The organism is Brachybacterium sp. GU-2, from assembly GCF_030866705.2.
Lineage (GTDB): Bacteria > Actinomycetota > Actinomycetes > Actinomycetales > Dermabacteraceae > Brachybacterium > Brachybacterium conglomeratum.
The window spans coordinates 1,150,777-1,175,139 of record NZ_CP133037.2 but is presented as its reverse complement, the minus strand read 5'-3'; the positions used below and the strand labels follow the sequence as shown (position 1 = coordinate 1,175,139).

The 24,363-nt window shown below is 73.0% G+C and carries 21 protein-coding genes and 1 pseudogene; 18 read left to right on the top strand and 4 right to left on the bottom strand.

Annotation, left to right across the window (positions count from 1 at the left end; translation table 11 throughout):
• Positions 1-50 precede the first annotated feature (50 nt).
• The gene (locus RBL05_RS05415) at positions 51-2,075 is read left to right on the top strand and encodes an ATP-dependent DNA helicase (protein WP_308740344.1); all 2,025 of its coding nucleotides are present in this window, start codon (positions 51-53) and stop codon (positions 2,073-2,075) included.
• A 39-nt stretch (positions 2,076-2,114) separates the two neighbouring features.
• On the opposite strand, the gene lexA is transcribed toward RBL05_RS05415, so the two are convergent.
• Complete coding sequence (gene lexA, locus RBL05_RS05410) at positions 2,115-2,810, bottom strand: transcriptional repressor LexA (RefSeq protein ID WP_308740345.1); 696 nt, start codon at positions 2,808-2,810, stop codon at positions 2,115-2,117.
• Between the two features lie 170 nt (positions 2,811-2,980).
• Here lexA and RBL05_RS05405 point away from each other — a divergent pair, with 170 nt between their 5' ends.
• Together RBL05_RS05405 and nrdR are read left to right on the top strand one after the other, a co-directional pair.
• On the top strand, positions 2,981-3,376 hold the full coding sequence (locus RBL05_RS05405) for a LysM peptidoglycan-binding domain-containing protein (protein ID WP_308740346.1): 396 nt from the start codon (positions 2,981-2,983) through the stop codon (positions 3,374-3,376).
• 28 nt (positions 3,377-3,404) lie between these two features.
• Complete coding sequence (nrdR, locus tag RBL05_RS05400; RefSeq protein WP_308740347.1) at positions 3,405-3,893, top strand: transcriptional regulator NrdR; 489 nt, start codon at positions 3,405-3,407, stop codon at positions 3,891-3,893.
• Between the two features lie 183 nt (positions 3,894-4,076).
• Here the strand turns inward: nrdR and RBL05_RS05395 are convergent, their stop codons facing one another.
• Entirely contained in the window at positions 4,077-6,344 is a 2,268-nt protein-coding gene (locus tag RBL05_RS05395) for a HelD family protein (RefSeq protein ID WP_308740348.1), read from the bottom strand.
• A gap of 153 nt (positions 6,345-6,497) precedes the next feature.
• Between RBL05_RS05395 and RBL05_RS05390 the strand changes: the two genes are divergently transcribed.
• Together RBL05_RS05390 and RBL05_RS05385 are read left to right on the top strand one after the other, a co-directional pair.
• Positions 6,498-7,475: a proteasome assembly chaperone family protein gene (locus tag RBL05_RS05390; RefSeq protein ID WP_308740349.1), complete on the top strand. Its 978-nt coding sequence runs from the start codon at positions 6,498-6,500 to the stop codon at positions 7,473-7,475.
• 271 nt (positions 7,476-7,746) lie between these two features.
• The gene (locus tag RBL05_RS05385; protein WP_010551414.1) at positions 7,747-7,950 is read left to right on the top strand and encodes a cold-shock protein; all 204 of its coding nucleotides are present in this window, start codon (positions 7,747-7,749) and stop codon (positions 7,948-7,950) included.
• 189 nt (positions 7,951-8,139) lie between these two features.
• Here RBL05_RS05385 and RBL05_RS05380 read toward each other — a convergent pair whose 3' ends face one another.
• Positions 8,140-8,277: a hypothetical protein gene (locus tag RBL05_RS05380; protein ID WP_318604139.1), complete on the bottom strand. Its 138-nt coding sequence runs from the start codon at positions 8,275-8,277 to the stop codon at positions 8,140-8,142.
• A 165-nt stretch (positions 8,278-8,442) separates the two neighbouring features.
• Positions 8,443-8,973, bottom strand: a complete 531-nt coding sequence (locus tag RBL05_RS05375; RefSeq protein ID WP_318604138.1) for a fused MFS/spermidine synthase — start codon at positions 8,971-8,973, stop codon at positions 8,443-8,445.
• A gap of 200 nt (positions 8,974-9,173) precedes the next feature.
• Between RBL05_RS05375 and RBL05_RS05370 the strand changes: the two genes are divergently transcribed.
• The 13 genes and pseudogenes from RBL05_RS05370 (at position 9,174) to murG (ending at position 24,333) form a co-directional block, all read left to right on the top strand.
• On the top strand, positions 9,174-9,665 hold the full coding sequence (locus RBL05_RS05370; RefSeq protein WP_308740351.1) for an SAV_6107 family HEPN domain-containing protein: 492 nt from the start codon (positions 9,174-9,176) through the stop codon (positions 9,663-9,665).
• Positions 9,666-9,712: 47 nt separating this feature from the next.
• Positions 9,713-10,978 carry a DNA polymerase IV gene (gene dinB / locus RBL05_RS05365; RefSeq protein WP_308740352.1) on the top strand — a complete coding sequence of 422 codons (1,266 nt, stop codon included), beginning with the start codon at positions 9,713-9,715 and terminating at the stop codon, positions 10,976-10,978.
• A 139-nt stretch (positions 10,979-11,117) separates the two neighbouring features.
• Positions 11,118-11,525 carry a DUF3040 domain-containing protein gene (locus RBL05_RS05360; protein ID WP_070499009.1) on the top strand — a complete coding sequence of 136 codons (408 nt, stop codon included), beginning with the start codon at positions 11,118-11,120 and terminating at the stop codon, positions 11,523-11,525.
• A gap of 613 nt (positions 11,526-12,138) precedes the next feature.
• Entirely contained in the window at positions 12,139-12,570 is a 432-nt protein-coding gene (gene mraZ / locus RBL05_RS05355) for a division/cell wall cluster transcriptional repressor MraZ (protein ID WP_308740353.1), read from the top strand.
• Between the two features lie 186 nt (positions 12,571-12,756).
• Positions 12,757-13,755 carry a 16S rRNA (cytosine(1402)-N(4))-methyltransferase RsmH gene (gene rsmH / locus RBL05_RS05350; protein WP_308740354.1) on the top strand — a complete coding sequence of 333 codons (999 nt, stop codon included), beginning with the start codon at positions 12,757-12,759 and terminating at the stop codon, positions 13,753-13,755.
• Position 13,756: 1 nt separating this feature from the next.
• Positions 13,757-14,275, top strand: a complete 519-nt coding sequence (locus RBL05_RS05345) for a hypothetical protein (RefSeq protein ID WP_308740355.1) — start codon at positions 13,757-13,759, stop codon at positions 14,273-14,275.
• 108 nt (positions 14,276-14,383) lie between these two features.
• Positions 14,384-16,102, top strand: a complete 1,719-nt coding sequence (locus tag RBL05_RS05340; protein ID WP_308740356.1) for a peptidoglycan D,D-transpeptidase FtsI family protein — start codon at positions 14,384-14,386, stop codon at positions 16,100-16,102.
• A gap of 8 nt (positions 16,103-16,110) precedes the next feature.
• Positions 16,111-17,703, top strand: a complete 1,593-nt coding sequence (locus RBL05_RS05335; RefSeq protein WP_308740357.1) for a UDP-N-acetylmuramoyl-L-alanyl-D-glutamate--2,6-diaminopimelate ligase — start codon at positions 16,111-16,113, stop codon at positions 17,701-17,703.
• Between the two features lie 2 nt (positions 17,704-17,705).
• Positions 17,706-19,169 carry a UDP-N-acetylmuramoyl-tripeptide--D-alanyl-D-alanine ligase gene (locus RBL05_RS05330; protein WP_308740358.1) on the top strand — a complete coding sequence of 488 codons (1,464 nt, stop codon included), beginning with the start codon at positions 17,706-17,708 and terminating at the stop codon, positions 19,167-19,169.
• Positions 19,166-20,266 carry a phospho-N-acetylmuramoyl-pentapeptide-transferase gene (gene mraY, locus RBL05_RS05325; RefSeq protein ID WP_308740359.1) on the top strand — a complete coding sequence of 367 codons (1,101 nt, stop codon included), beginning with the start codon at positions 19,166-19,168 and terminating at the stop codon, positions 20,264-20,266. The genes RBL05_RS05330 and mraY overlap by 4 nt, the downstream gene beginning before the upstream one ends.
• Positions 20,263-21,779: pseudogene (gene murD / locus RBL05_RS05320) on the top strand (UDP-N-acetylmuramoyl-L-alanine--D-glutamate ligase). The gene mraY and the pseudogene murD overlap by 4 nt, the downstream one beginning before the upstream one ends.
• Positions 21,776-23,248 carry a putative lipid II flippase FtsW gene (gene ftsW, locus RBL05_RS05315; RefSeq protein ID WP_308740361.1) on the top strand — a complete coding sequence of 491 codons (1,473 nt, stop codon included), beginning with the start codon at positions 21,776-21,778 and terminating at the stop codon, positions 23,246-23,248. The pseudogene murD and the gene ftsW overlap by 4 nt, the downstream one beginning before the upstream one ends.
• Complete coding sequence (gene murG, locus RBL05_RS05310; RefSeq protein ID WP_308740362.1) at positions 23,245-24,333, top strand: undecaprenyldiphospho-muramoylpentapeptide beta-N-acetylglucosaminyltransferase; 1,089 nt, start codon at positions 23,245-23,247, stop codon at positions 24,331-24,333. Before ftsW ends, murG begins: the two co-directional genes overlap by 4 nt.
• Positions 24,334-24,363 lie beyond the last annotated feature (30 nt).

Sequence of the window (24,363 nt, the reverse complement as noted above, 5' to 3'; positions counted from 1 at the left end):
CCGGGGTGCGCCTCGGCGGGTCCCGGTGTCCGCGCGGATACGCTGATCCGATGACCACCGCACCCGAGCATCCCGTCGTCCCGGCGGCGGCCGACGTCCCGCTGTCGGACCTGATGGATGCCGCGGTCTCCGCCGTCGGGGGCTCGTCCCGCCCCGGCCAGCAGACGATGGCGGAGGCGGTCGACCTGGCGATGTCCGGCGGCCGGCACCTCCTGGTCCAGGCGGGCACCGGCACCGGCAAGTCGCTGGGATATCTGGTGCCCGCGATGCGGCACGCGCTCGTCACCGGGCGCCCCGTGGTCATCTCCACGGCGACGATCGCGCTGCAGACCCAGATCGTGCGCAAGGACCTGCCGCGGCTCGCCGAGGCGCTCGCCCCGCATCTGCCGCGCACCCCGACCTTCGCGCTGCTCAAGGGGCGCGCGAACTACCTGTGCAAGCACAAGATCGCCGGCGGCTATCCGGTCGACATCGAGCCCGGCGCCCTGTTCTCCGAGGCGTCCTCGGACCCCTCCCGCACCGGCGGCGAGAAGCTCGGCACCCAGGTCAAGCGTCTGCGGGAGTGGGCGGAGGAGACCGATACCGGGGATCGGGACTCGCTCGAGGACCCCGTCTCGGACCGTGCCTGGCGTCAGGTGTCCGTCACCGGGAACCAGTGCATCGGCACCTCCTGCCCGATGATCCAGGACTGCTTCGCCGAGCGCAGCCGCGAGGTCGCGCGCGAGGTGGACGTGGTCGTGACGAACCATGCGCTGCTCGCGATCGACTCCTTCGACCGCCACGGCATCATCCCCGAGCACGACGTCGTCGTCTTCGACGAGGCCCATGACCTCACCGCCCGGGTCACCAGCGCCGTCACCGAGGTCCTCAACCCCGGCATGCTGCGCGGCGCGGTGCGGGACCTGCGCGGCCTCGGCGTCGCGGCGACCGCGCTGGACGATGCGGGGGAGGAGCTGCGCGCCGCGCTCGAGCTCGCCCCCGACGGGCGCGTGCTCGGAGACCTACCCGATCAGCTCGCCGATGCCGTCGGCCACGTCCGCGTCGAGGCGCGCACCGCCCACTCGGACGCGAGGGACGCCGGCGACGACTCCTCCGCCGGGGCGCGCAAGACGGTGCGGGCGAACCTGCAGGAGATCATCGACGTGTGCGAGCGCCTGAGCGACCCGGGCGAGGACGACGTCGTCTCCGTCTCCCGCGGGCAGGCGACCGGCCGCGCCTCGCTGCAGGTCGCGCCGCTGAGCGTGGCCGCGGCGATGCGCGGTGCGATCCTCGAGGACCGCACCGCGGTGCTGACCTCCGCGACGCTCGCTCTCGGCGGTCGCTTCGAGCCGGCCGCCGGGGAGGTGGGCCTCGCCCGCCGGGGACGGGTCGCCGAGGACGAGATCCCCGCCGCCGAGGACTCCGGGGCCTGGGCGGGGATCGACGTGGGCAGCCCCTTCGACTACCGGCGCCAGGGCATCCTCTACACCGCCCGCCACCTCCCGCAGCCGGGCCGCGACGGCCCCTCGCCCGCGATGCTGGATCACCTCACCGAGCTGGTGGAGGCCTCGCGCGGGGGAGCGCTGTGCCTGTTCTCCTCGCGCCGTGGCGCGGAGCTCGCCGCCGAGCACGTCCGCGCACGGCTGGACCTGACCGTCGCGGTGCAGGGCGAGGACTCCATGGCGAACCTCGTGCGCACCTTCCGCGAGGACGAGGACGCGAGCCTGTTCGGCACGCTCACGCTGTGGCAGGGCGTGGACGTCTCCGGCCGCTCGCTGCGTCTGGTCACCATCGACCGGATCCCGTTCCCCCGACCGGACGACCCGCTGATGTCGGCCCGCCAGGAGCGGATCGCCCAGCACGGCGGCAACGGCTTCATGGCCGTCGCCGGCCAGCACGCCGCGCTGCTGCTGGCCCAGGGGGCGGGGCGGCTGATCCGGCGAGAGACGGATCGCGGGATGGTCGCCGTGCTCGATCCGCGTCTGTCGACCGCACGGTACGGCTCGTTCCTGCGCGAGTCGATGCCGCCGCTGTGGCCGACGGTCGACCCCGAGGTCGCCCTCGGCGCGCTCCGGAGGCTCGCAGCGGGCTCCTGAAACGCGCCGCGGGTTCCGGGGGAGCGCGAGCCCGGGAGCTCAGACGGAGCGCAGCACCGCGACGACCTTGCCGAGGATCTCGGCATGGTCGCCGAGGATCGGGGCGAAGGCCGGGTTGTGCGGCATCAGCCACACGTGGTCGTCGCGCTGCACGAAGGTCTTCACCGTCGCCTCGCCGTCGATCATCGCCGCGACGATCTCGCCCTTCTCCGCGGTGCTCTGCGAGCGGACCACCACCCAGTCCCCGTCGCAGATCGCGGCGTCGATCATCGAGTCGCCGACCACCTGCAGCAGGAAGAGGTCCCCGCCGCCGACCAGGCGCTCGGGAAGGGTGAAGACGTCCTCGACCTGCTCCTCGGCGGTGATCGGGATGCCGGCGGCGATCCGGCCCACCAGCGGGACGTTCACCGAGCTGCCGCCGGGCTCGATCTCCACGGGCGGGGCGGGGACGTCGTCGGCCTCGGGCATCACGACCTCCATCGCGCGCGGACGCTTGGGGTCACGGCGCAGGAAGCCCTTGCGCTCGAGGGTCTGCAGCTGGTGGGCGACGGAGGACGAGGAGGTCAGGCCCACGGCATCGCCGATCTCGCGCATCGACGGCGGGTAGCCGCGCGCGGCGACCGCCTCGCTGATCGTCTCCAGCACGAGGCGCTGGCGACGCGTCAGGCCGGCTGTGCGCTCGTCGGCCGGCGCATCGCCGCGGGCCCTGGTCGGCTTGGGGGTGCTCGGCGTCATCGTGCGGCCTCCTGGCGTCGTCTGTCGGACCCATCGGGTTCCGTTGTCCTCGTGGCCCAGCGTAGGGCGGCACGCGAGGGATGCCAAACATGTGTTCGATGTTCCTCTTGCGTGTCGCGAGCGCCGCGGGCTACAGTCGCACAGAGATTCGATCGAACAGGAGTTCGGAGATGAGTACCCACACCGCCACGGTTCTTCCCTTCCCGCGGCAGGACGAGCAGGCCTGCGAGTCCGTCGCTCGACCGCGTGTTCGACTCGAGCCGACCCGCCGCGGCCGGCGCCTCCTCACGGGCGTCGCCTTCCTGCTCGGCCTCGCGGTCGCCGCGATCGCCCTCCTCGCGCTCGACCTCCCCGCCGCCCTCGCGGGCACCGAAACCGCCCAGCCCGCCGTGATCACGGTCGAGGCGGGCGACACCCTCTGGGACTACGCTGCCGAGCATGCCCCCGAGGGCGTTGGCGAGGCCGAGTTCGTCGACGAGGTCCGCAGCCTCAACCACCTGCCCACCGGCCGGATCACGGCCGGTCAGCAGCTCGAGCTGCCCGTGCTGGAGGGTGCCTCGCGCTGAGCGGGGGTCGTGCCGGTACCCTGAGCGGATGCACTGTCCGTTCTGCCGCCACCCCGATTCGCGCGTCGTCGACTCGCGCACGTCCGACGACGGCGCGACGATCCGGCGCCGCCGTCAGTGCCCCAGCTGCTCGCGCCGCTTCTCCACCTCGGAGACCGCCTCGCTGTCGGTCCTCAAGCGGTCCGGAGTGAGCGAGCCCTTCAGTCGGGCGAAGGTCATCTCCGGCGTCCGCAAGGCGTGCCAGGGCCGTCCGGTCAGCGACGACCAGCTGGCCCTGCTCGCCCAGCGGGTCGAGGAGAGCATCCGGCTCAGCGGGCAGGCGGAGATCGACGCCCATCAGGTGGGCCTGTCGATCCTGCAGCCGCTCCAGGAGCTGGACCTCGTGGCCTACCTGCGCTTCGCGAGCGTCTACCAGGGCTTCGACTCCCTCGATGACTTCGAAGCCGCGATCGCACGGCTGCGCGCCGAGGGCTCCCAGGTGCAGGGGGCGACCTCCGGGGGCGGCGCGACGGGCTGAGCGCCGTCCGCCGCGCGGATCCGGAGAGATTCCTGGACATGGCGCAGGAGGGGGTCGGACTGTGCTTAAGATATTCCTCGTGCACCGACCAGGTGCACACCAGATCGGCGGTCGTGGAGGGGAAGCCACGGCCGCCGATCGCCCTCCCGGGGCCCTGAGGTCCCGGGGGCGTCGGCGGAGGGCTCAGCCCGCCATGCCGGCCGGGAGCTCCCGGGCGTGGACCACCCCGAGGTGCTGCGTGGAGCGCGACATCGCGACGTAGAGGTCGCCCGCGCCGTGCGCGTCGATCAGCTCCGCCGGCTCCACGATCACGACGATGTCGAACTCCAGGCCCTTCGCGTCCTGCGCCGTCATCACGGCGACCTCGTCGTCGACGCCCGCCGAGCCGATGCCGACCGACGGCACGGACTCGAGGGAGTCGATCGCGGCGGCGAGATCGTGGAGGCGCTCGGCCGCGGCGATGACGGCGATCCGTCCCGGGAGGCGATCGTGCACGCGGCGCACCGCCTCGGCGCTGCGCGCGGTGAGCTCGGCGGGGGAGACCTGCTCGAGCAGCGGGTCCTCCTCGCCGTCCCGGACCGAGCTGACCGCGGTGACCGGCAGCGAGTGGGCCTGTGCCATCGCGACCGCGCGGTCCATGATCCGGCGCGGGGTGCGGTAGTTGACGGTCAGGTGCTCCACCTGGAGCCGGTCCTGGATGTAGGGGGACAGCGCCGCGGTCCAGGAATCGGTGCCGCCGGCGGAGGAGGTCTGCGCGACGTCGCCCACCACGGTGAAGGACTTGGTGGGGGCGCGGCGCATGAGCGCCCGCCAGCTCATCGGGGAGTGCTCCTGCGCCTCGTCGACCACGACATGGCCGTAGGTCCAGGAGCGCTCGGAGGAGGCGCGCTCGGCGAGGGTGCAGCCGTCGCGGATCTGCCCGACCTGATCGGCGAGGTCCTCCGCCCGGACGATGCCGGAGGTGTCGATGTTCTCGATGACCTTGCGGGCGTACTCCACGTCCGCCCGGCGTCGCTCGGCGTCGTCCCTGGCCTTCGCCTCGGCCGGGGCGGCGTCCTCGCCGAGGAGCTCTGCCACCTCGTCCAGCAGCGGCACGTCCTCGACCGTCCAGGGCGAGTCCTTGGGGCGCACCAGCAGGTCGACCCGACCGGCGAGAGAGCGCGGCGCCGCTGCCCGCAGACGGTCAGGACGCGCGAACAGGATCCGCAGGAAGCCCTGCGGGGTGTAGGGGAGCCAGGCCAGGTTCAGCTGCCGCTTCACCTCGGGGTCGTGGCGGAGGTCGGAGAGCAGGTCCGGTCGGTCCTCCGGCACGATCGTGGAGCCCTGCGCGACGAGCGCGCGCTCGTACGCCTCGACCAGGCGGTCCATCGCCGCGCGGACGAACACGGCGCGGGCCGCGTTGTGGGGCTTGTGCGTGGCGCGGGCTTCGCGCCGGGCGGCGCGGAGCATGTCCCGGGTGAGCACGAGCGGCGTGCCGTCGATCCGCAGCCTCACGTCCTTCTCGGGGACCGCCTGTCGCTGCTTGACCGCGCGTAAGAGTAGCTCCGCCATCGCGGCGTCGCCCTTGAGGCGCGCCACGTCGTCGGCGTCGTGGGAGAACGTCTCGACCCCGGGGAACATCTCGCCCGGCGTCATCATCACGACGCCGGACTCGCCGAGGCTGGGCAGGACGCGTTCGATGTAGCGCAGGAACCCGGGAGTGGGCGCCATGATCAGCACGCCCGTGTGCTCGAGCCGTCGGCGGTGGGTGTACAGGAGGTAGGCGGCGCGGTGCAGGGCCACGGCGGTCTTGCCGGTGCCCGGTCCGCCCTGGACCACGAGCACGCCGCGGTTCTCGGAGCGGATGATCCGGTCCTGCTCGGCCTGGATGGTCGCGACGATGTCGCCCATCCGGCCGGTGCGCGTGCCGGAGACGGCGGCGAGCAGCGCCCCCTCGCCCTGGAGGACCACGTCGTGCTCCCCGTCCTCGAGCACGCTCTGGTCCAGCACGTCGTCCTCGAGGCCGACGACGGTGCGGCCGCGGCTGATCAGGTGCCGGCGCAGGCGCACATCGAGGCGCTCGGTGCTGGTCGCGCGGTAGAAGGCGGCGGCGGCCGGGGCGCGCCAGTCCACCAGCAGCTGTTCGCGCTCGGGGGTGAACAGGCCGATCCGGCCGATGTAGTGGCGTGCGGCGTCGTCCATGTCCAGGCGTCCGAAGACGACGTTGCGGGACACGGAGCGCAGCAGGGCGAGGCGGTCCTCGTAGAGGGCCATGAAGGAGTCGCGCTCGGAGCGGTTCTGGTGGGTCGAAGCCTGCTGCGACCCCTGGATCCGGTCGAGGTTCCGCTCGACGTGGGTGATCAGCTCGTCGACCCGGGCGTAGAGGAGATCGGCGTACTCCTGCTCCCGTGCGATCTCCCGTGCGACCTGCTCCTCAGCCTCGCGGGCGATCTGCTCCTCGGTCCCGTCCACTGGTCTGCCCCCTCCGTTCGCTGCTCCACCTGCCGCGCCCTCCCGGGCGGACCCGGGGTCGGCGAGGCACGGTGGTCCATTATGGTGGACCCGCCTGGATGCGTGTGCCATCAGGTCACCGACATCTCCACGGCAGCGAGGGAGGAGAGCCCGATGCGCGATCCCCGAGATCTGTACCGCTTCGAGTCGACCGAGGTCCTCGAGGCGGTGCCCCGTTCCGGACTCACGCTCGTCCACGCCCTGCCCGGCACGGTCGACGCCGGCAACGCCTGCCGCATCGCCGCCGACTACCTCCGTGACGAGCTGCGCCACCTGCGCCTGGTCTCCTTCGAGACCGACGAGCTGCTGGACTACCGCGGCTCCCGCCCGCAGTCCACCTTCGACGGCACCTCCTTCTCCGAGGTGGCGATCCCGGAGATCACACTCTGGCTGATGTACGACGAGAGCGACCGCCCCTTCCTCTTCCTCGACGGTCCGGAGCCTGACCTGCAGTGGAAGCGGCTCGCCGAGGCGCTCATCGACCTCGTGGAGTACTTCGAGGTCGAGCGGGTGGTGGGCATGCAGGCCGTGCCGATGGCGGTCCCGCACACCCGGCCGATCGGTCTGTTCGCGCACGCCAACGACCCCTCGCTGCTGGGCCGGCCCGGCACGCGCCCCACGCCGGCGCCGGGCACCGATCCTTCCGCGGGGGAGGAGGGTGCCTCCGAGCTCGTGATCCCCGCCGCCTTCAGCTCGCTGCTCGAGAACCGGCTGGGCCGGGCCGGACACCCGGCGATGGGCTACGCCGCCCAGATCCCGCACTACCTCACCCGCACCGACTTCCCCGCCGGCGCTCTCGCGCTGCTGCGTCGGGTGAGCGAGGCCGCCGAGCTCGATCTCCCGCTCGTTCACCTCGGCGACCTCACCGATGCCGCGACCGTCGCGCTGCAGGGCACCCTCGCCCAGAACGGCGAGGTCCACCAGATCGTCAGCGCCCTCGAGGAGCAGTACGACGCGATGAGCGAGGGGGAGGACCGCTCTCCTCTGGCGACCACGCTGGACCTGCCCACGGCCGAGGAGATCGGGGAGCACTTCGAGCGCTTCCTCGCGGACCACGAGGACGACCCGGGCGACGGGACGCGGGAGGGCTGAGCCTCGCGGGCCCTCGCGAGGGAGCCGTCGATCACAGTTCGTTATGTCTTCGTGACCAGGTGTTCGCCATCGACGTGTGAAGCGGGCCACGGTCGTGTCAGAATGGGCGCGTTGCGGTGATGCAGTTCCAGCAGGACAGTCCGTCGACGGTGCCTCCGGCACAGCAGTACGGCACGCACCATTGCGCCACCCGCTCCGGCGGGGGACGGCTTCACGCGGCACCGCGATCGCGTCGTGCGATCGATGATGGACGACACAGAAGGTGACAGGTATGGCACAGGGCTCGGTCAAGTGGTTCAACGCCGAAAAGGGCTACGGATTCATCGAGATCGACGGAGGCGGCGCAGACGTCTTCGTGCATCACAGCAAGATCGACATGGACGGCTACCGCGCCCTCGACGAGGGTCAGCGTGTGGAGTTCGAGGTCAGCCAGGGGGACAAGGGCCCGCAGGCCGAGCAGGTCCGCCCGCTCTGACCACGGAACTTCCGTGAACCCACGGACCGGGCAGGAGCATCGCGCTCCTGCCCGGTTCGTCGTCGTCGGGGGATGATCCGCTCGTCCGACGGTGCGTTCGACGGCACGGCGCCGCGCAGTCCTCCGTGGCGTGCGGCCCTCGTGGTGCGGCCCTCGCGCCGGGTCCGTGCCGGGACCCGCGCCGGCGGGTCAGTCGCCGCCCAGCACCGTCCCGGCCCGGGCCAGGGCGAGCACCCGGTCCCGCCGGGCGAGCCGCACCGAGACCGCATCCGAGCGCAGCGCCCGGTCGATGCCGTCGGGCAGCGGTCGCTGCGAGGCCAGGAGCACACAGTTCCCGCGGCGCTTGCCGGTCAGATGCGCCGGCTCGGCGATGACGCCGACGTGCGAGAAGACCGCCGAGAGCGTCGCGACCTCGTCGGCCAGCAGCTGCGTCCCGGGCGGTGCGGCGCAGTTGACGAGATAGAGGCCCCCGGGCGCAGCACCCGCGCCGCATCAAGGACCGCTGGCGAGTCCGGTCAGCTCGGGCGGGGTGACCGAGCCGGCGAAGACGTCCCTGACCAGCACGTCGAAGCGGTCCTCCCGCCAGTCCTCGAGGGCAGTGCGCGCATCGTCGACCCGCAGCCGCAGCCGGGGCGAGCGCGGCAGGTCGAACCACTCCCGCACCCGCTCGGCCAGCAGAGCGTCGAGCTCCACCACGATCTGCCGTGCACCGGGGTGGCGGGACGCGACGGCACGGGGGAGGGAGCATCCGCCGCCTCCGAGATGGGCGAGCTGGGCGGCGCGCTCCTCGCCGGACTCCTCGAGATGGAGGTCGATCACCTGCAGCATCCAGCGCATGTACTCGAACACCAGGTGCTCGGGATCGGGATGCAGATGCGAGGAGGGGACGCCGTTGACGTCCAGCAGGACCGAGCCGTCCGTCTCGACCGTGAGGCGCGCGGTGCCGGTGGAGATGGGGATCGCCGTGTCCAGCGGGCCGAGGCTGTGGAAGGGGGCGCGCGGGGCGCGATCACGGCGGGGCATCGCACCACTCTAGGAGACGCTGCCGCGGAGGTCCGTGCGGCCCACCTCTCCTCCCCAGCCCCCGCTCGTCCCCAGCGAGGCCGTCGCGGGCGTCGTCCGTCACACCCTCCGCCTAGCGTTCAGGGCACGAGGTCGGGACGAGACCGACCGGCACCGGACACCCCGCCCGAAGGGCGGCCCCGAGCAGGAGGAGGAGCGCGATGGGCACCACCACGGCACGCAGCGGAGGGCGGCACCCCGAGACGGTCCTGCGTTCGGACGCCCGCTCCCTGAGGCTGCTCCTCGCCCGGCTCGACCAGGACCAGGCCGACCTCGAGCGGGCGCGGCAGCTGCTCCAGCAGGGACGGGAGCTCGCCCCCGTCGCCCCTCGTGAAGCCTTCGAGCTCGTGCACCGCGCCGCGCTCCGCGGCGCCGGGGTGCTCGTCGCCCGCGCGAACCGCGAGCGCCGACGGGCGCTGCCGCTGAACGTGTGGACCGCGCTGGAGCGGCTGGGAGGGGAGGAGGCTCGGCGCGCGGAGACGATCGGCCCCCTGGTCGCCGAGCGCACCCGGCTGGACCGGGACGCCTCGGCGCTGCCGGACCCCGCGCTGCTCGCCCAGCACCTGGAGGGGACCGCGACCCATCTCGACCGCGTCGCCGAGAAGCTGCTCGAGGGCCTGCCCGTCCCGCTCGCGGAGCTGTCCGAGGGCTGAGCGTCCCCGCGCCCGCCCCGGTACAGTCCTCGGCGAAGGAGGTGGCGATGGGAACGGGTGCGCGCACAGTCCGCACGGCGGACGGACCGGAGGAGATCCCCGGGATCCTCCACCTGGACATGGACGCCTTCTTCGCCTCCATCGAGGTGCGCGACGATCCGTCGCTGCGCGGCCTGCCCGTCGTGGTCGGAGGCGCCGGCGCCCGGGGAGTCGTCGCCGCGGCGAGCTATCCCGCCCGCGCCCGCGGCATCCGCTCGGCGATGCCCATGGCGAGCGCCCGCCGCCTCGCCCCCGACCTCGTGATCATCCCGCCCCGGATCGCGCACTACCGCGAGGTCTCCTCCCGGGTCATGGAGATCCTCGGGGATGTCGTCGCGGACATCGAGCAGATCAGCGTCGACGAGGCCTTCCTCGACGTGCGCGGTGCGCGCCGGCTCTTCGGCGAGCCCGTCGAGATCGCCGACCTGCTGCGGCGACGCATCCGCGAGGAGCTCGCGCTGCCCAGCTCGGTGGGCGGCTCGGTCTCCCGGGCCGTCGCGAAGATCGCCTCCGCGCGGGCGAAGCCCGACGGGATGCTGATCGTTCCCGCCGACCGGACGGCCGAGTTCCTCGCCCCGCTGCCCGTCGGCGCGATCTCCGGCGTCGGCCCCAAGGCCCAGGCGGCCCTCGAACGGCTCGGCGTGCGCACCATCGGACAGCTGCGGGAGGTCCCCACCAGCACCCTCGCCCGTGCGCTCGGCCCGCGCACCCCCGAGATCCTCGCGCTCGCCGACGGCAGCGACCGCACCGGGCTCGGCCACCGCACGAAGGACCGGTCGCTCGGCACGGAGCGGACCTGGGACGAGGACCTCACCGACCCCGCTGAGGTGCGGCGGCGCATCACGATGATGGCCGACGAGGTCTCCCGGCAGCTGCGCCGCTCGGGCTTCGTCTCCCGCACCGTCGTGCTCAAGCTCCGCGCCCCCGACGGCACGACGCTCTCCCGCTCCTCCACCTTCGACCAGCCCACCGCGAGCGGCGAACGGCTGAGGGAGCACGTGGTCGCGCTCTGGGAGAGGGAGCGCCCGACGATGCGCAGGGTGCGGCTCGCCGGGGTCCGCGCGACCCAGCTCGAGCCCGCCGCCGGAGTGTCCCTGCAGTCGGAGCTCAGCGCGAGGCCGGCGGGCTGGACCGATCTGGAGGCCGCGATGGACCGTGCCCGCGACCGCTTCGGCAGCGCGAGCCTGAGCAGGGGGTCCACCCTCGAGCCGGGGCGTGCCGAGGCGCCGCCGACGGAGTCGCCCGCGCCGGGGGAGTCGTCACCGGGACGGTGAGCGGAGGCGCCTCGCACAGATGGTTCCCATAACTCAGGAAGACGCTCTAAACTGGATGAACCGCCGACGGGGCTGTTGGCCTCCGGCGGGTGCACCGGGCGCCGCAGGGCGCGAGAGGACGGGGACAAGGAGCGGGACCATGCCGCTGTCTGAACACGAGCAGAAGATGCTCGACGAGATGGAGCGTCAGCTCTTCGCCGACGATCCGCGCCTCGCACGTGCCTTCGCGCCCAAGGCGCCGCCGCGACGCAACGGTCGTCGAATCCTGATCGGCCTCGGAGCCGTCGTGCTGGGCCTCGCCCTGCTTGTCCTGGCCGTGGCCCTTCCCGCGATCTGGCTCGGCGTGATCGCCTTCATCGGCATGGTGGCCGGTGCGGTCTACGCCATCACCGGCCCCAGCGGCACCTCCTCCGGCACCGGCAGCTCGGGAGGCGGTCCCGGCGGCGGTCGGGGGCCGACGGCCCCCGGCACCGGCGACGGCGGCAGCTTCATGCGCAAGATGGAGGAGCGCTGGGAGAAGCGCGCGGGGGACGACCCGCGCCTCTGACCGTTCGGCTCCCGGCCGCGGTCGCCCCGCTGCTCCGCACCGTTCTGCGGCGCCCCACGGCACGCCCTTGATTCCCCGAAGCCCCGGCTCCTCGAGCCGGGGCTTGGTCGTTCCCGGAACGGCGCCTCTGCCGCCGCCGCTCCGTCGACCGCGCGGACGGCCCCACCTCGCTCCGTCGCGCTGTCGCGGGGCGGCCCGGACCGGCCGCTCGGAAAGCCTCCCCCTGTTCCCCCGCGCTCCTGCGGCCCCGTCCCCGCCCCGCTCCCGGCGACTCCCCACATCACTCCACCGGTGTCCTCCACCTCCCTCCACCCCGGGTCCCGGGGCGCCCGTCCCGAAGGCTCCGATCCGCTGACCTGGGCAGATGCCGTGGAGCGGTGGGGGAGCGGTGCACTGTCGGCCGGGATCCTGCACCCCGCGGCGCCCTCGCACCACGCCCGGACGCGAGATTCCCCCCACCTCGCTCCACCCTCCTGACCTGCAGTGACCCAACACTCGTGCCCCGGTTTCCCCGTTCCTGTGGTCATGGGTGGGGAGTAGTGGGGTAAAGTGGAGTGTGTTGGGAGGAGATGGAGATCTGATCGCGAGTCACGGCGACTGAAGGAGGCTGCGGATGTTCCTCGGCACCTTCACGCCCAAGCTCGACGAGAAGAGCCGACTGATCTTCCCGGCCAAGTTCCGCGACGAGCTCGCCTCGGGACTGGTCATGACTCGTGGACAGGAGCACTGCATCGCCGTGTACCCGCTCATGGAGTTCCGCCAGAAGCTCGAGGAGGCCCGTCGGGCGCCCACGACCGACCGACGCACCCGCGACTACCTGCGAGTGCTGATGTCCGGTGCCGAGGACGTCATCCCGGACAAGCAGGGCCGCATCACCATCCCGGGCCATCTGCGCACCTACGCGGGGCTGGATCGGGAGTGCGCCGTCATCGGCGCGCTCGACCGGCTCGAGATCTGGTCGCTCCCGGCCTGGGAGACCTACCTCGAGCAGAAGGAGGAGGGCTTCGCCGAGACCTCCGAGGAGGTGATCCCCGGCCTGTTCTGAGCCCGGCCACGAGGACATCCGTCCTGTGAGACCTCTCGTCGTTCCCGCCCCGACGCAACTTCCCCGGTGGCGGGTCGGGAACGACGGGGAATCTGACAGGACGGCAGCGCCCAGGGGGCGCCGGCCGGCATCCGGACCGAGAACGCAGCACATCGCACGAGAGCACGACCCGAGGGGAGGGGCGAGATGGACGACACCACGCACGGCGACCTGCCGGCCGAGCAGAGGCACCTTCCGGTCCTGCTCGAGACCTCGGTCCAGCTGCTCGCCCCGGCGCTGCAGGAGCCCGGGTCGGTCCACATCGACGCGACCCTCGGCATGGGCGGCCACGCCGCCGCCGTGCTGCACGCCGCACCGAAGGCCCGGCTGGTCGGCATCGACCGCGACCCGCAGGCGCTCGCGCTGGCCCGGGAGCGCCTGGACCGCGAAGGCGTCGGCGACCGCGCCACCCTCGTCCACGCCACCTACGACGAGATCCCCGAGGTGCTCGCCGAGCTCGACCTGCCCGGTGCGCACGGCGTGATGATGGACCTGGGGCTCTCCAGCTTCCAGATCGACACCGCGGAGCGAGGCTTCTCCTACTCCGTCGACGCGCCGCTGGACATGCGCATGGACGCCACCTCCGACGGCCCCACCGCCGCGGACCTGCTGCGCGAGCTGCCCGAGGCCGAGATCGCCCGCATCCTCCACGACCTCGGCGACGAGCGCTTCGCCCGCCGGATCGCCCGCCGCATCGTCGAGCAGCGCGAGACCGCGCCGCTGGCCCGCTCCGGCGAGCTCGTCGAGCTGCTGGAGAAGGCGATCCCCGCTGCCTCGAAGGCCAGCGGAGGCCACCCCGCCAAGCGCACCTTCCAGGCCCTGCGCATCGCCGTCAACGAGGAGCTCGAGATCCTCGCCTCCGCGATCGAGGCGGCGCTGGACTGCCTCCACGTCGGCGGCCGCATCGTCGTGGAGTCCTACCACTCCGGCGAGGACCGTCTCGTCAAGACGGCCTTCGCCCGCCGCACCCGTTCCTCGGCCCCGCCCGGACTCCCGGTCGAGCTCGAGGAGCACAAGCCCACCTTCACCCCGCTCGTCCGCGGCGCGCTCCAGGCCGACGAGGACGAACGGAGTGGCAATACCCGTGCCGCGTCCGTCCGACTGCGAGCATTGACCCGTACCCGTTCCGCCGAGAGAGCACACTGAGATGGCCAGCACGTCCGCCGTTCATGCGCCCGCGATCCGCCCTGCTCGCGGAGCGCGCACCGCCCAGACCGCCCGGCCCCGCCTCACCGTCGTCTCCACGCCGAGGACGGGCGGCAGCTCGATGCCGTTCGCGCTGCTGTGCACGCTCATCGTCACCGCGACCCTCGCCGCGCTGCTGTTCATGAACATCCAGATGTCCGACGCGAGCTACGAGATCACCCGGCTCCAGGGCCAGTCGCAGCGGCTGACCGAGGAGAGCCAGGGCCTCCAGGAGACCAACGAGCGCCTCGGCACCCCGCAGGAGCTCGAGCGCCAGGCGCGCGAGATCGGGATGGTCCCGGTGTCGGATCCGGCATACATCGACCTCGACACGGGCCAGATCATCGGCGAGACGGCCCCGGCGGAGCAGACTGAGGGGACGCCGGAGCTGGCGGACGTGCCCGCCGAGGTGGCGGTCCCGCCGGCGCAGATCTACGACGAGCCCACCGGGTACCACGGCATGGGCAACGAAGGGGCCTGACACATGTCGCCATCGCGCAGGAACGGCCGGTCCAGCACCTCCCGCTCCGCGGGAGGTGCTGGTCGTCCACGCCCCGCAGGCGGCGCGATCCGGCTCCCGCGGGCGCGCGTGGGTGACCCCTCCACCCGCCACCGCCTCCTGATAAGCCTGGTCCTGGTCGCCGTGCTCGCCCTCTCCGGCCGCCTGGTCTGGGTGCAGGGACTGGACGCGAGCGCCCGGGCCGAGGAGGCGATCGCCCAGCGCACCGTCACCCGGTCGATCCCCGCGCTGCGCGGCGACATCACCGACCGCGACGGCACAGTGCTGGCCAGCTCCGTGCAGCGCTACGACCTCTGGGTCAACCAGACCCAGGTCGACGACTACCTCGCGAACTCGAAGACCGCCGAGGTCACCGGCGTGGAGGCCGCAGCGCGGGAGCTCGCGCCGGTGCTCGGCTGGAGCGTGAGCGAGACCGAGGAGGCGCTGACCGGCGAGGCCGGCTTCGCGTACCTCCGCAAGAACGTGGAGCCCGCCGTGCGGGACGCCGCGATCGCCCTGGGCATCCCCGGCATCGGCGCGGACCCGGTCGCCGATCGGATCTACCCCGCCGGCTCCGTGGCGGGCAACGTGCTCGGCTTCGTCGGCGCCGACGGCACGGCCCTGGCCGGCACCGAGCTCTCCTTCGACGACGAGCTCGCCGGCACCGACGGCAAGACCACCTACGAGCGCGGCGCCCAGGGGCAGATCATCCCCACCGGCAAGCAGGAGACGACCCCCGCCGTCGATGGCAGCGACGTGGTGCTCACCATCGATCGCGACCTGCAGTGGAAGGCGCAGCAGGTCATCGCCAGCTCCGTCGAGCAGTGGGGCGCCACCGGCGGCAGCGCCGTGGCCTACAACGCCCGCACCGGCGAGGTGCTGGCGCTGGCGGAGTCCCCGACCTACGACCCGAACTCGCCGGGCGACGCCGATGCTGAGGACCTCGGCAACCGCGCGATCTCGAGCGTCTTCGAACCGGGCTCCACCGGCAAGCTCTTCACCATCGCCGCCGCGATCGAGGAGGGCACCGTCACGCTCGAGTCCCAGTACGACGTCCCCTACGAGAAGTACTTCGAGGGTGAGCGCATCAAGGACTCCCACAGCCATCCCGACCAGCGCCTCACCCTCGCCGGTGTGCTGAAGAACAGCTCCAACGTCGGCACCGTGCAGATCTCGGAGACGCTCACCCCCGAGGTGCGCCACGACTACCTCCTCGCCTTCGGGCTGGGGGAGAAGACCGGCGTGGAGCTGCCCGGCGAGTCCGCCGGCATCGTCCACCCCGCCTCGGACTGGACCGGCCGCACCCGCTACACCACCTCCTTCGGCCAGGGTTACAGCGTCAACGCCCTGCAGATGGTCTCCGCCGTCGGCACCTTCGCGAACGACGGCGTGCGCGTCCAGCCCTCGCTGATCTCCGGTGTCAAGGAGGCCGACGGCTCGGTGCGCCCCCTCGGCGAGCCCGAGAGCACCCGTGTCGTCTCGAGCGAGACCGCGGCCACGATGCAGGCGCTGATGGACAACGCCGTGGACGACGAGACCTCGAGCGCCGCGGTGAGCGGCTACGCGGTCGGCGGCAAGACCGGCACCGCCCAGGTCCCCGACGGCACCTACACCGCCTCGTTCATCGGCTTCGCCCCGGCGGACGACCCCGAGATCGTCATCGGCGTGTTCCTCTTCGGACTGAACACGTTCATCTCCGGCTCGACGGCGGCCGCGCCGGCGTTCTCCGAGCTGACCACCTTCGCCCTCCAGAACCAGGGCATTGCCCCGACGGGCGTGCCCGCCCGTCAGCTCGAGAACGAGTGGTGAGGACACCGATGAGCGAGACCCCTGTGCCCCAGCACGAGCCAGCCCGCCCGCGCCGCCCCCGCGGCGCGAGCGTCGCCGAGCTCGCCTCCGCCCTGGGCGCCGCGCCGCACGACCACGGTGACGACGCCCTGCGCCTGACCGGCGTCACCCTCGACTCCCGCTCCGTGGAGCCCGGCGACCTGTGGAGCGCGCTGCCCGGCCAGGTCACCCACGGCGCCCGGTTCGCCGCCCAGGCCGTCGAGCGGGGCGCCGCCCTCGCCCTGACCGACGAGGACGGCAGCGCGCTCTGCGCCGAGGCGGGCCTGCCCGCCCTCGTCGTCCCCGACCCCCGTGCCGCCACCGCGACCGCCGCCGCCCTGGTCCAGGGCCGGCCCGCGGAGCGCCTCGCGACCGTCGGCGTGACCGGCACCAACGGCAAGACCTCGATCACCACCGCGATCACGCGCACGCTGCTCGCCCTCGGCGTCCCCGCCGGGGTGATCGGCACCAGCGGCACCAGCTACCGCGACGCCCGCGGCGCGGACCACACGGTCGCGACCGTGCGCACCACCCCCGAGGCGCCAGAGCTGCACGGGATCCTCGCCCGCATGGCCGAGGACGAGGTCGCCGTCGCCTCGATGGAGGTCTCCAGCCACGCGCTCGTCCTCCACCGCGCCGACGAGGTGGTCTTCGACGTCGCCTGCTTCACCAACCTCACCCAGGACCACCTCGACTTCCACGGCACGATGGAGGAGTACTACAGGGCCAAGCGCCTGCTGTTCACCCCCGGGCACGCCCGGCGCGGGATCGTCTGCGTGGACGACGAGTGGGGCCGTCGCCTCGCCCGCGAGGCGACGATCCCCGTCACCACCTACGCGACCCTGCCCGGCGTCGAGGCGGACCATCGCGCCGTCGCCGCGCGCTCCGAGGGCTACGGCAGCACCGTCACTGTGCACGGCCCCGACGGGGAGCGCACCCTGCACGCCGCGCTGCCCGGCCGCCACTACGTCGCCAACACCCTCGCCGCGGAGCTGCTGCTCGCCGAGATCGGGCACTCCGGCCCGGAGGTCGTGGAGGCCCTCGCGACCGAGGGCATCGTCCCCGGCCGGATGGAGCTCGTCGCCGACGACGGGGTGCGCGGGATCGTGGACTACTCCCACACCGCCGACGCCCTCGAGCAGGCCCTGACCACACTGCGCGCCGTGCCCGGCACGCGCCGCCTCGTGGTCGTCATGGGCGCCGGCGGTGACCGCGACCGCACCAAACGGCCCCGGATGGGCGAGGTCGCCGCCCGCCTCGCCGACGTGGTCATCGTCACGGACGACAACCCCCGCACCGAGGAACCCGCGAGCATCCGCGCCGAGGTCCTCGCCGGCATTCCCGAGGACACGAACGCACAGGTGCACGAGGTGGACGGGCGCGGCGCCGCGATCGAGCTGGCCGCCTCCCTGGCCGACGTGTCCGACACCATCCTAGTGGCGGGCAAGGGAGCCGAGACGGGCCAGCAGATCGGGGGTATCGTCCATCCGTTCGACGACCGCCTCCGGCTGCGCGACGCGCTGCACACGGCACGGTCGACGCCCCGACGGGTCGATGCCGACGACATGGACGAAGGACGCTGAGCATGCTCCAGATCACGACACGGGAGATCGCCGAGATCACCGGCGGGTCCCTCGTGGGCGGCGCGACCGGTGACGAGACCGTCACCGGCACCGCACGCATCGACTCCCGCGAGGCGGCCCCCGGCGACCTGTTCGCCGCCTTCCCCGGCGAGCACGTCGACGGCCACGACTACCTCGAGGCCGCCCGCACCGCCGGCGCCGCCGCCGCGCTCGTCACCGAGGACCGCGGCGTGCCCGCCGTCCAGGTCGCCGACGTGCGCACCGCCCTGTCCGATCTCGCCCGCGCCCAGCTCGAGCGCGCCCGCACCGAGAACCCCGAGCTCGTCGTCCTCGCCGTCACCGGCAGCGCCGGCAAGACCGGCACCAAGGACCTGCTCGGCACGATCCTCACCCCCGCCGGGGAGACCATCGCCCCCGCCGGCACGTTCAACAACGAGCTCGGCCTGCCGCTGACCGTGCTGCGCCTGACCGCATCCACCCGCTTCCTCGTGCTGGAGATGGGGGCGCGCGGCATCGGCCACATCGCGCAGCTCACCGCCATCGCACGTCCCGACATCTCGCTCGTCCTGAACGTCGGCTCCGCGCATCTCGGCGAGTTCGGCAGCGTCGAGGCGATCGCGACGGCCAAGGGCGAGCTGGTCGAGGCGCTCGCCCCCGGAGGCCGCGCGATCCTGAACGCCGAGGACCGGCTCGTCGCCGGGATGGCCGAGCGCTCCGCCGCCCCGGTCCTCACCTGGGGCTTCCACGAGGGGACGGTGCGCGGCACCGACCTCACCCTGGACGACCGTGCCCGCATCGGCTTCGACCTCGTCGTCCCCGACGGGCTGACCGCCCTCGACGGCACCCCGATCCCCTCCGGCACCTTCCCCGTCCGCCCCGACCTGCTCGGCGATCACCAGGCCGCGAACGTGCTGGCGGCCCTCGCCGGGGCGCTGGCCGCGGGCGTCGACCCCGCGGCGGCGGCCGCCTCGCTCGACGGGGCGACGCTCGCCTCCGGCCACCGCATGGAGGTCCTCGAGGCCGGTGGCGCGCTCGTCATCAACGACGCCTACAACGCCAACCCCGACTCGATGCGACACGCGCTGAAGACCCTCGCGCACCTCGGCCGCACCCGCCGCACCATCGCCGTGCTCGGCGAGATGCTCGAGCTCGGCCCGGACGCGGCGCGGCTCCACGACGAGATCGGCCGCCTCGCGGTGCGGCTGAACATCTCCCAGCTCTACGTCGTCGGCGACGGCGCGGCACCGATCCATCACGGGGCGAGCCTCGAGGGCAGCTTCGGCGGGGAGTCCGAGTACGTCGACACCGTGGACGAGGCGCTCGCTGTGCTAGAACGGGCCGTGCGTCCCGGTGACGCGGTGCTGCTGAAGTCCTCCCGCGACGCGGGCCTGCGCTGGCTCGCCCAGCCGCTCGTGGAGGCGCTCGACCGGCACGCCGGGACCGACCAGACGGGAGACGATGCATGATCGCGATCATCATCGCGGGGGCGCTCGCCCTGGCCATGTCCATCTTCGGGACGCCGCTGTTCATCAAGGTGCTCGAGCGCCGCGGCTACGGACAGTTCGTCCGCGACGACGGCCCCACCTCCCACGCGACCAAGCGCGGCACGCCCACCATGGGCGGCGTCGCGATCATCCTCGCGGTGGTCCTGGCCTACTTCCTCACCCACATCGTGCTGTGGACCTCGCCGAGCGTCTCCGTGGTGCTGGTGCTCTTCCTGATGGTGGGCCTCGGCGTCGTCGGCTTCCTCGACGACTACCTCAAGATCTCCCAGCAGGACTCCACGGGCCTGCGCCCCCGCTACAAGCTGGTGGGCCAGTTCCTGGTCGCGACCGGCTTCGCCGTGATGGCGCTGCTGTTCCCCGACGAGAACGGCAACGCTCCCGCCTCCACGCACATCTCCTTCGTCCGCGACATCCCCTGGCTCGACCTCGCCTTCCTCGGCTCGGTCGTCGGCTTCCTGCTGTTCGCGATCTGGGCGAACTTCCTGGTCGCCGCCTGGTCCAACGGCGTGAACCTCACAGACGGGCTCGACGGCCTCGCCAGCGGCGCGACCATCCTGTTCACCGCCGCCTACCTGATCATCAGCTTCTGGCAGTGGCGGCAGGTGTGCAGCGTCGACCTCGACGCCGGGGGACTGGTGCACTGCTACGACACCCGCGACCCGCTGGACATCGCGGTGCTGTGCGCGGCGATCATCGGCGCCTGCGTCGGCTTCCTGTGGTGGAACACCTCGCCCGCGAAGATCTTCATGGGCGACACCGGCTCCCTCGCCCTCGGCGGCGCGATCGCCGGCCTGACCATCGTCACCCGCACCGAGATCCTCGGCGCGATCATCGGCGGCCTCTTCGTGGTCATCTCCCTGTCCGTGATCATCCAGGTCACGAGCTTCAAGCTGACCGGCAAGCGCGTGTTCAGGATGGCGCCCCTGCAGCACCACTTCGAGCTCAAGGGCTGGAACGAGGTCACCATCGTGGTCCGCTTCTGGATCGTCGCCGGGATCCTCGCCGGCGTGGGCCTGGGCCTGTTCTACCTCGACGCCCTGCCGAGGCTCGCCTCATGACCGCCCCGGCGGGCGGCGCCCCCTCCCTCCCCGCCGAGGAGCGTCCCTGGCCGGGGATGGACGTGGCCGGGCTGCGGATCCTCGTCACCGGCTTCGGCGTCTCCGGCTACGCGATCGCCGACCAGACCATGCAGCGCGGCGCCCGCGTGCTCGTCGTCGACGGGGCGGACACCCCCGAGATCCGCGAGCGCGCCCAGATCCTCGAGGTGCTCGGGGTGGAGTTCCGCCTCGGCGCCGAGCACACCCGCGCCCTGCCCGAGGACCGCGAGATCGACCTCGTGGTCACGTCGCCCGGCTGGCGCCCCGACCAGCCCCTGCTCGCCGCCGCGGCCGCCCGCGGCATCCCCGTGTGGAGCGAGGTCGAGCTCGCCCGCCGCATGCAGCCCGCCGACGGCCCCGCCTGGCTCGGCATCACCGGCACCAACGGCAAGACCACGACCGTCACCATGCTCGAGTCGATCCTGCGCGCCGCGGGCCTGCGCGCCGTCGCCTGCGGGAACGTGGGCCTGCCCGTGATCGAGGCGGCCCTGGACCCCGAGGGCTTCGACGTGCTCGCGCTGGAGCTGTCCAGCTTCCAGCTGCACTGGACCGAGCACCTGGACTGCGAGGCCGCGGTGGTGCTGAACGTGAGCGCCGACCACCTCGACTGGCACGGCGGCGCCGAGGAGTACGCCCGCGCCAAGGGACGCATCTTCGAGGGCGTCCGCACCGCCTGCGTCTTCAACACCGCCGATGAGACCACCCTGCACCTGGTCGAGGAGGCGGACGTCGTCGAGGGCGCCCGCGCCGTCGGCATCTCGCTGGGTGCCCCGGGACTGTCCGAGCTCGGGATCATCGACGGCATCCTCGTCGACCGCGCCTTCCACCCCGAGCGCCGCAGCTCCGCCGCCGAGCTCGCCACCCTCGCCGACCTCGCCCACCTGGGCCCCCAGGGCGCCGGCCCCCACGTGCTCCTGGACGCCCTCGCCGCGGCCGCGCTCGCCCGCGCGCACGGCGTCCCGGCCCATGCCGTCCGCGACGGCCTGCGCGCCTACCGCATGGGCGCCCACCGCGCCCAGCACCTCGCCACCGTCGACGGCATCGGCTTCGTCGACGACACCAAGGCCACCAACCCCGCCGCCGCCGCGGCCTCCCTCCAGGCGGCCGAGCGCGTGGTCTGGATCGCCGGCGGCGACGTCAAGGGCGCCGATCTCGGCCCGCTCGTCGCCGCCGCCGCGGACCGCCTGGTCGGCGTCGTGCTGCTGGGCCTGGACCCCGCGCCCTTCACCGAGGCGCTCAGCCGACACGCCCCCGAGGTCCCCGTCCGGCGCATCGATCCGGGCGAGACTGACGACGTCGCCGCGCGCACCCGGTTGATGGAGGACGCGGTGCATGCCGCCCGCTCCCTCGCCGTCGCAGGGGACGTGGTGCTGCTGGCCCCGGCCGCCGCCTCCATCGACCAGTTCCGTGACTACGCGGAACGGGGGATCTGTTCGCCGCGGCCGTGACCCGACTGCCAGGAGAGCACGCATGACGATGGAGGACACCCGGCGCGACGCACGTCGCAGCACCGACTCCCGCCCGTCCGCCTCCGGCACCCGGCCCGCGGACCGCTCCACCTCCGTCGTCCGGCCCGACGAGGACCAGCCCCTGGGGAACATCTCCGGCCGCGTCCGCGAGGGCGTCGGCAGCTGGCTGCGCTCCCCGGCGCTGGACTTCTACGGCCTGATCGTCGTCGGCGCGATGCTGGTCGGCATCGGCCTGGTGATGGTGCTGTCCTCCTCCGCGGTCCTGAACATCTCCCGCGGCAACTCCGGCTACGCCGGGCTGGTCCGCCAGGGGACCTTCGCCGGGATGGGGCTCGTGCTGCTGATCATCGCCGCGGTGCTGCCGCCTGGCTTCTACCGGCGCGCCGCCTGGCCGCTGCTGGGCCTCGGGCTCCTGCTGCAGTGCCTCGTCTTCGTCCCCGGACTCGGCGTCGCGGTCGACGGCAACCAGAACTGGATCATGATCGGCGGTCAGACGCTGCAGCCCTCGGAGTTCCTCAAGCTCGCCCTCGCCGTGTGGCTCGGGGCGCTGCTGTCGGTCAAGCGGCCGCTGCTCCACCGCCCCGCGCATCTGCTGTTCCCGCTGGTTCCCGGCGCTCTCCTGGCACTCGGTCTCGTGATGCTCGGGCATGACCTCGGGACCATGATGATCATGGCCATGCTGGTCGCCGGAGCGATGTGGGTGGCCGGCATCCCGCGTCGGTGGTTCGCCCTCGCCGGCGCCGCAGGGGTCATCGGGATCATCTTCCTCACCGTCACCAGCGCCAACCGCATGGCTCGCATCACGAACTGGATCCACGGGATCTGCGAGGGCGACTCCTGCTACCAGTCGGACCAGGGCCTGATGGGCCTGGCCGAGGGCGGCTGGTGGGGCGTCGGTCTCGGGGAGTCGCGGCAGAAGTGGGGACGACTGCCCGCCGCCCAGGACGACTACATCTTCGCGATCATCGGCGAGGAGCTCGGCCTGATCGGCACCCTCGGCGTGCTCGCGCTGTTCACCGCGCTCGCCCTGATCATGTTCCGCATGATCACCCGGCTCGAGGATCACTTCATGCAGATCACCGTCGCGGGCATCAGCGCCTGGCTGCTCGGCCAGGCCGTCGTGAACATGATGGTGGTCACCGGGCTGCTGCCCGTGATCGGCGTGCCCCTGCCGTTCATCTCCTCGGGCGGCTCGGCCCTGCTCGCCTCGATGACCGCGCTCGGACTGCTGCTCTCCTTCGCCCGGCGCGAGCCCGGTGCGCAGGAGGCGATCAGCGCCCGCTTCGGGGCGGTGCGCCGCTCCGTCAGCGTCCAGCCCGCCCCGCGCGACAACGCCCCTGCCGCCCGCCCCGCGAAGGCCGGACGCCGCGGGAACGCCGGTCGCGCCGCGAAGGCCGGGCGCTCCTCGCGCTCGGGACGCTCCGCCTCGCGCCGCCGCCGCGGCGCCTCCAGTCCCTCCCGGAGGACCCGATGACCCCCACCCCGCCCCGCATCCTCCTGGCCGGAGGCGGCAGCGCCGGACACGTCTCGCCGCTGCTGGCCACCGCCGCGCAGATCAGCCGCCGCAGCCCCGAGTCCGAGATCATCGTGCTCGGCACCGCCCAGGGGCTCGAGACGGACCTCGTCCCCGCCGCCGGGCTCGAGCTCGTCACCATCGAGAAGGTCCCCTTCCCGCGCCGCCCGAACGGAGCCGCGCTGCGCTTCCCCGGTCGCTTCGCCGGCACGCTGAAGGCCGTACGCACCCTCCTGCGCGAGCGACGGATCGACGTGGTCGCCGGCTACGGCGGCTACGTCTGCCCGCCGGCCTATCTCGCCGCGGCCGCCCAGCGCCTGCCCGTCGTGATCCACGAGGCGAACCGTCGCCCGGGGCTCGCCAACCGCCTCGGCGCCCGCCGCGCCGCCGCCGTGCTCACCGCCTTCGAGGGCTCCACCCTCCCCGGCGCCCGCCGCATCGGCATGCCCATGCGCGAGGAGATCGCCCACCTCGACCGCACCGCCCGCCGCGCGGAGGCCGTCGCCGGCTACGGGCTGGACCCGTCCCGTCCCGTGCTGCTGGCCACCGGCGGCTCCCTCGGCGCCCAGCGTCTGAACGCCGCCGTCGGCGAGGCCGCCGAGGCCTTCACCGCCGCCGGCGCGCAGATCCTCCACGTCACCGGCCGCGGCAAGGCCGACGGTCTCGTCGAGAGGGACGGCTACCGGGTGCTGGAGTACGTCTCCGCCATGGAGGACGCCTATGCGGCCTCCGATCTCGCCCTCACCCGCTCGGGCGCCGGCACCGTCAGCGAGCTGACGGCGGTCGGGCTGCCCGCCGTACTGGTCCCGCTCCCGATCGGCAACGGCGAGCAGGCGCTGAACGGGGAGGAGGTCGTCGCCGCCGGAGGCGCGCTGATGGTCCCCGACGCCGAGCTCGACGCGCAGCACCTGCGCAGCGAGGTGCTGCCTCTCCTGCTGGACGACCAGCGGCGCGGTGAGATGGCCGAGGCCGCCCGCGCCTTCGGCATCACGGACGCGGCCGAGGTGATGGCCGACGTCGTGATCGGCGTCGCACGCCGAGCCTGACCCGGCAGCGCCGAGCGCACGGATACCGTG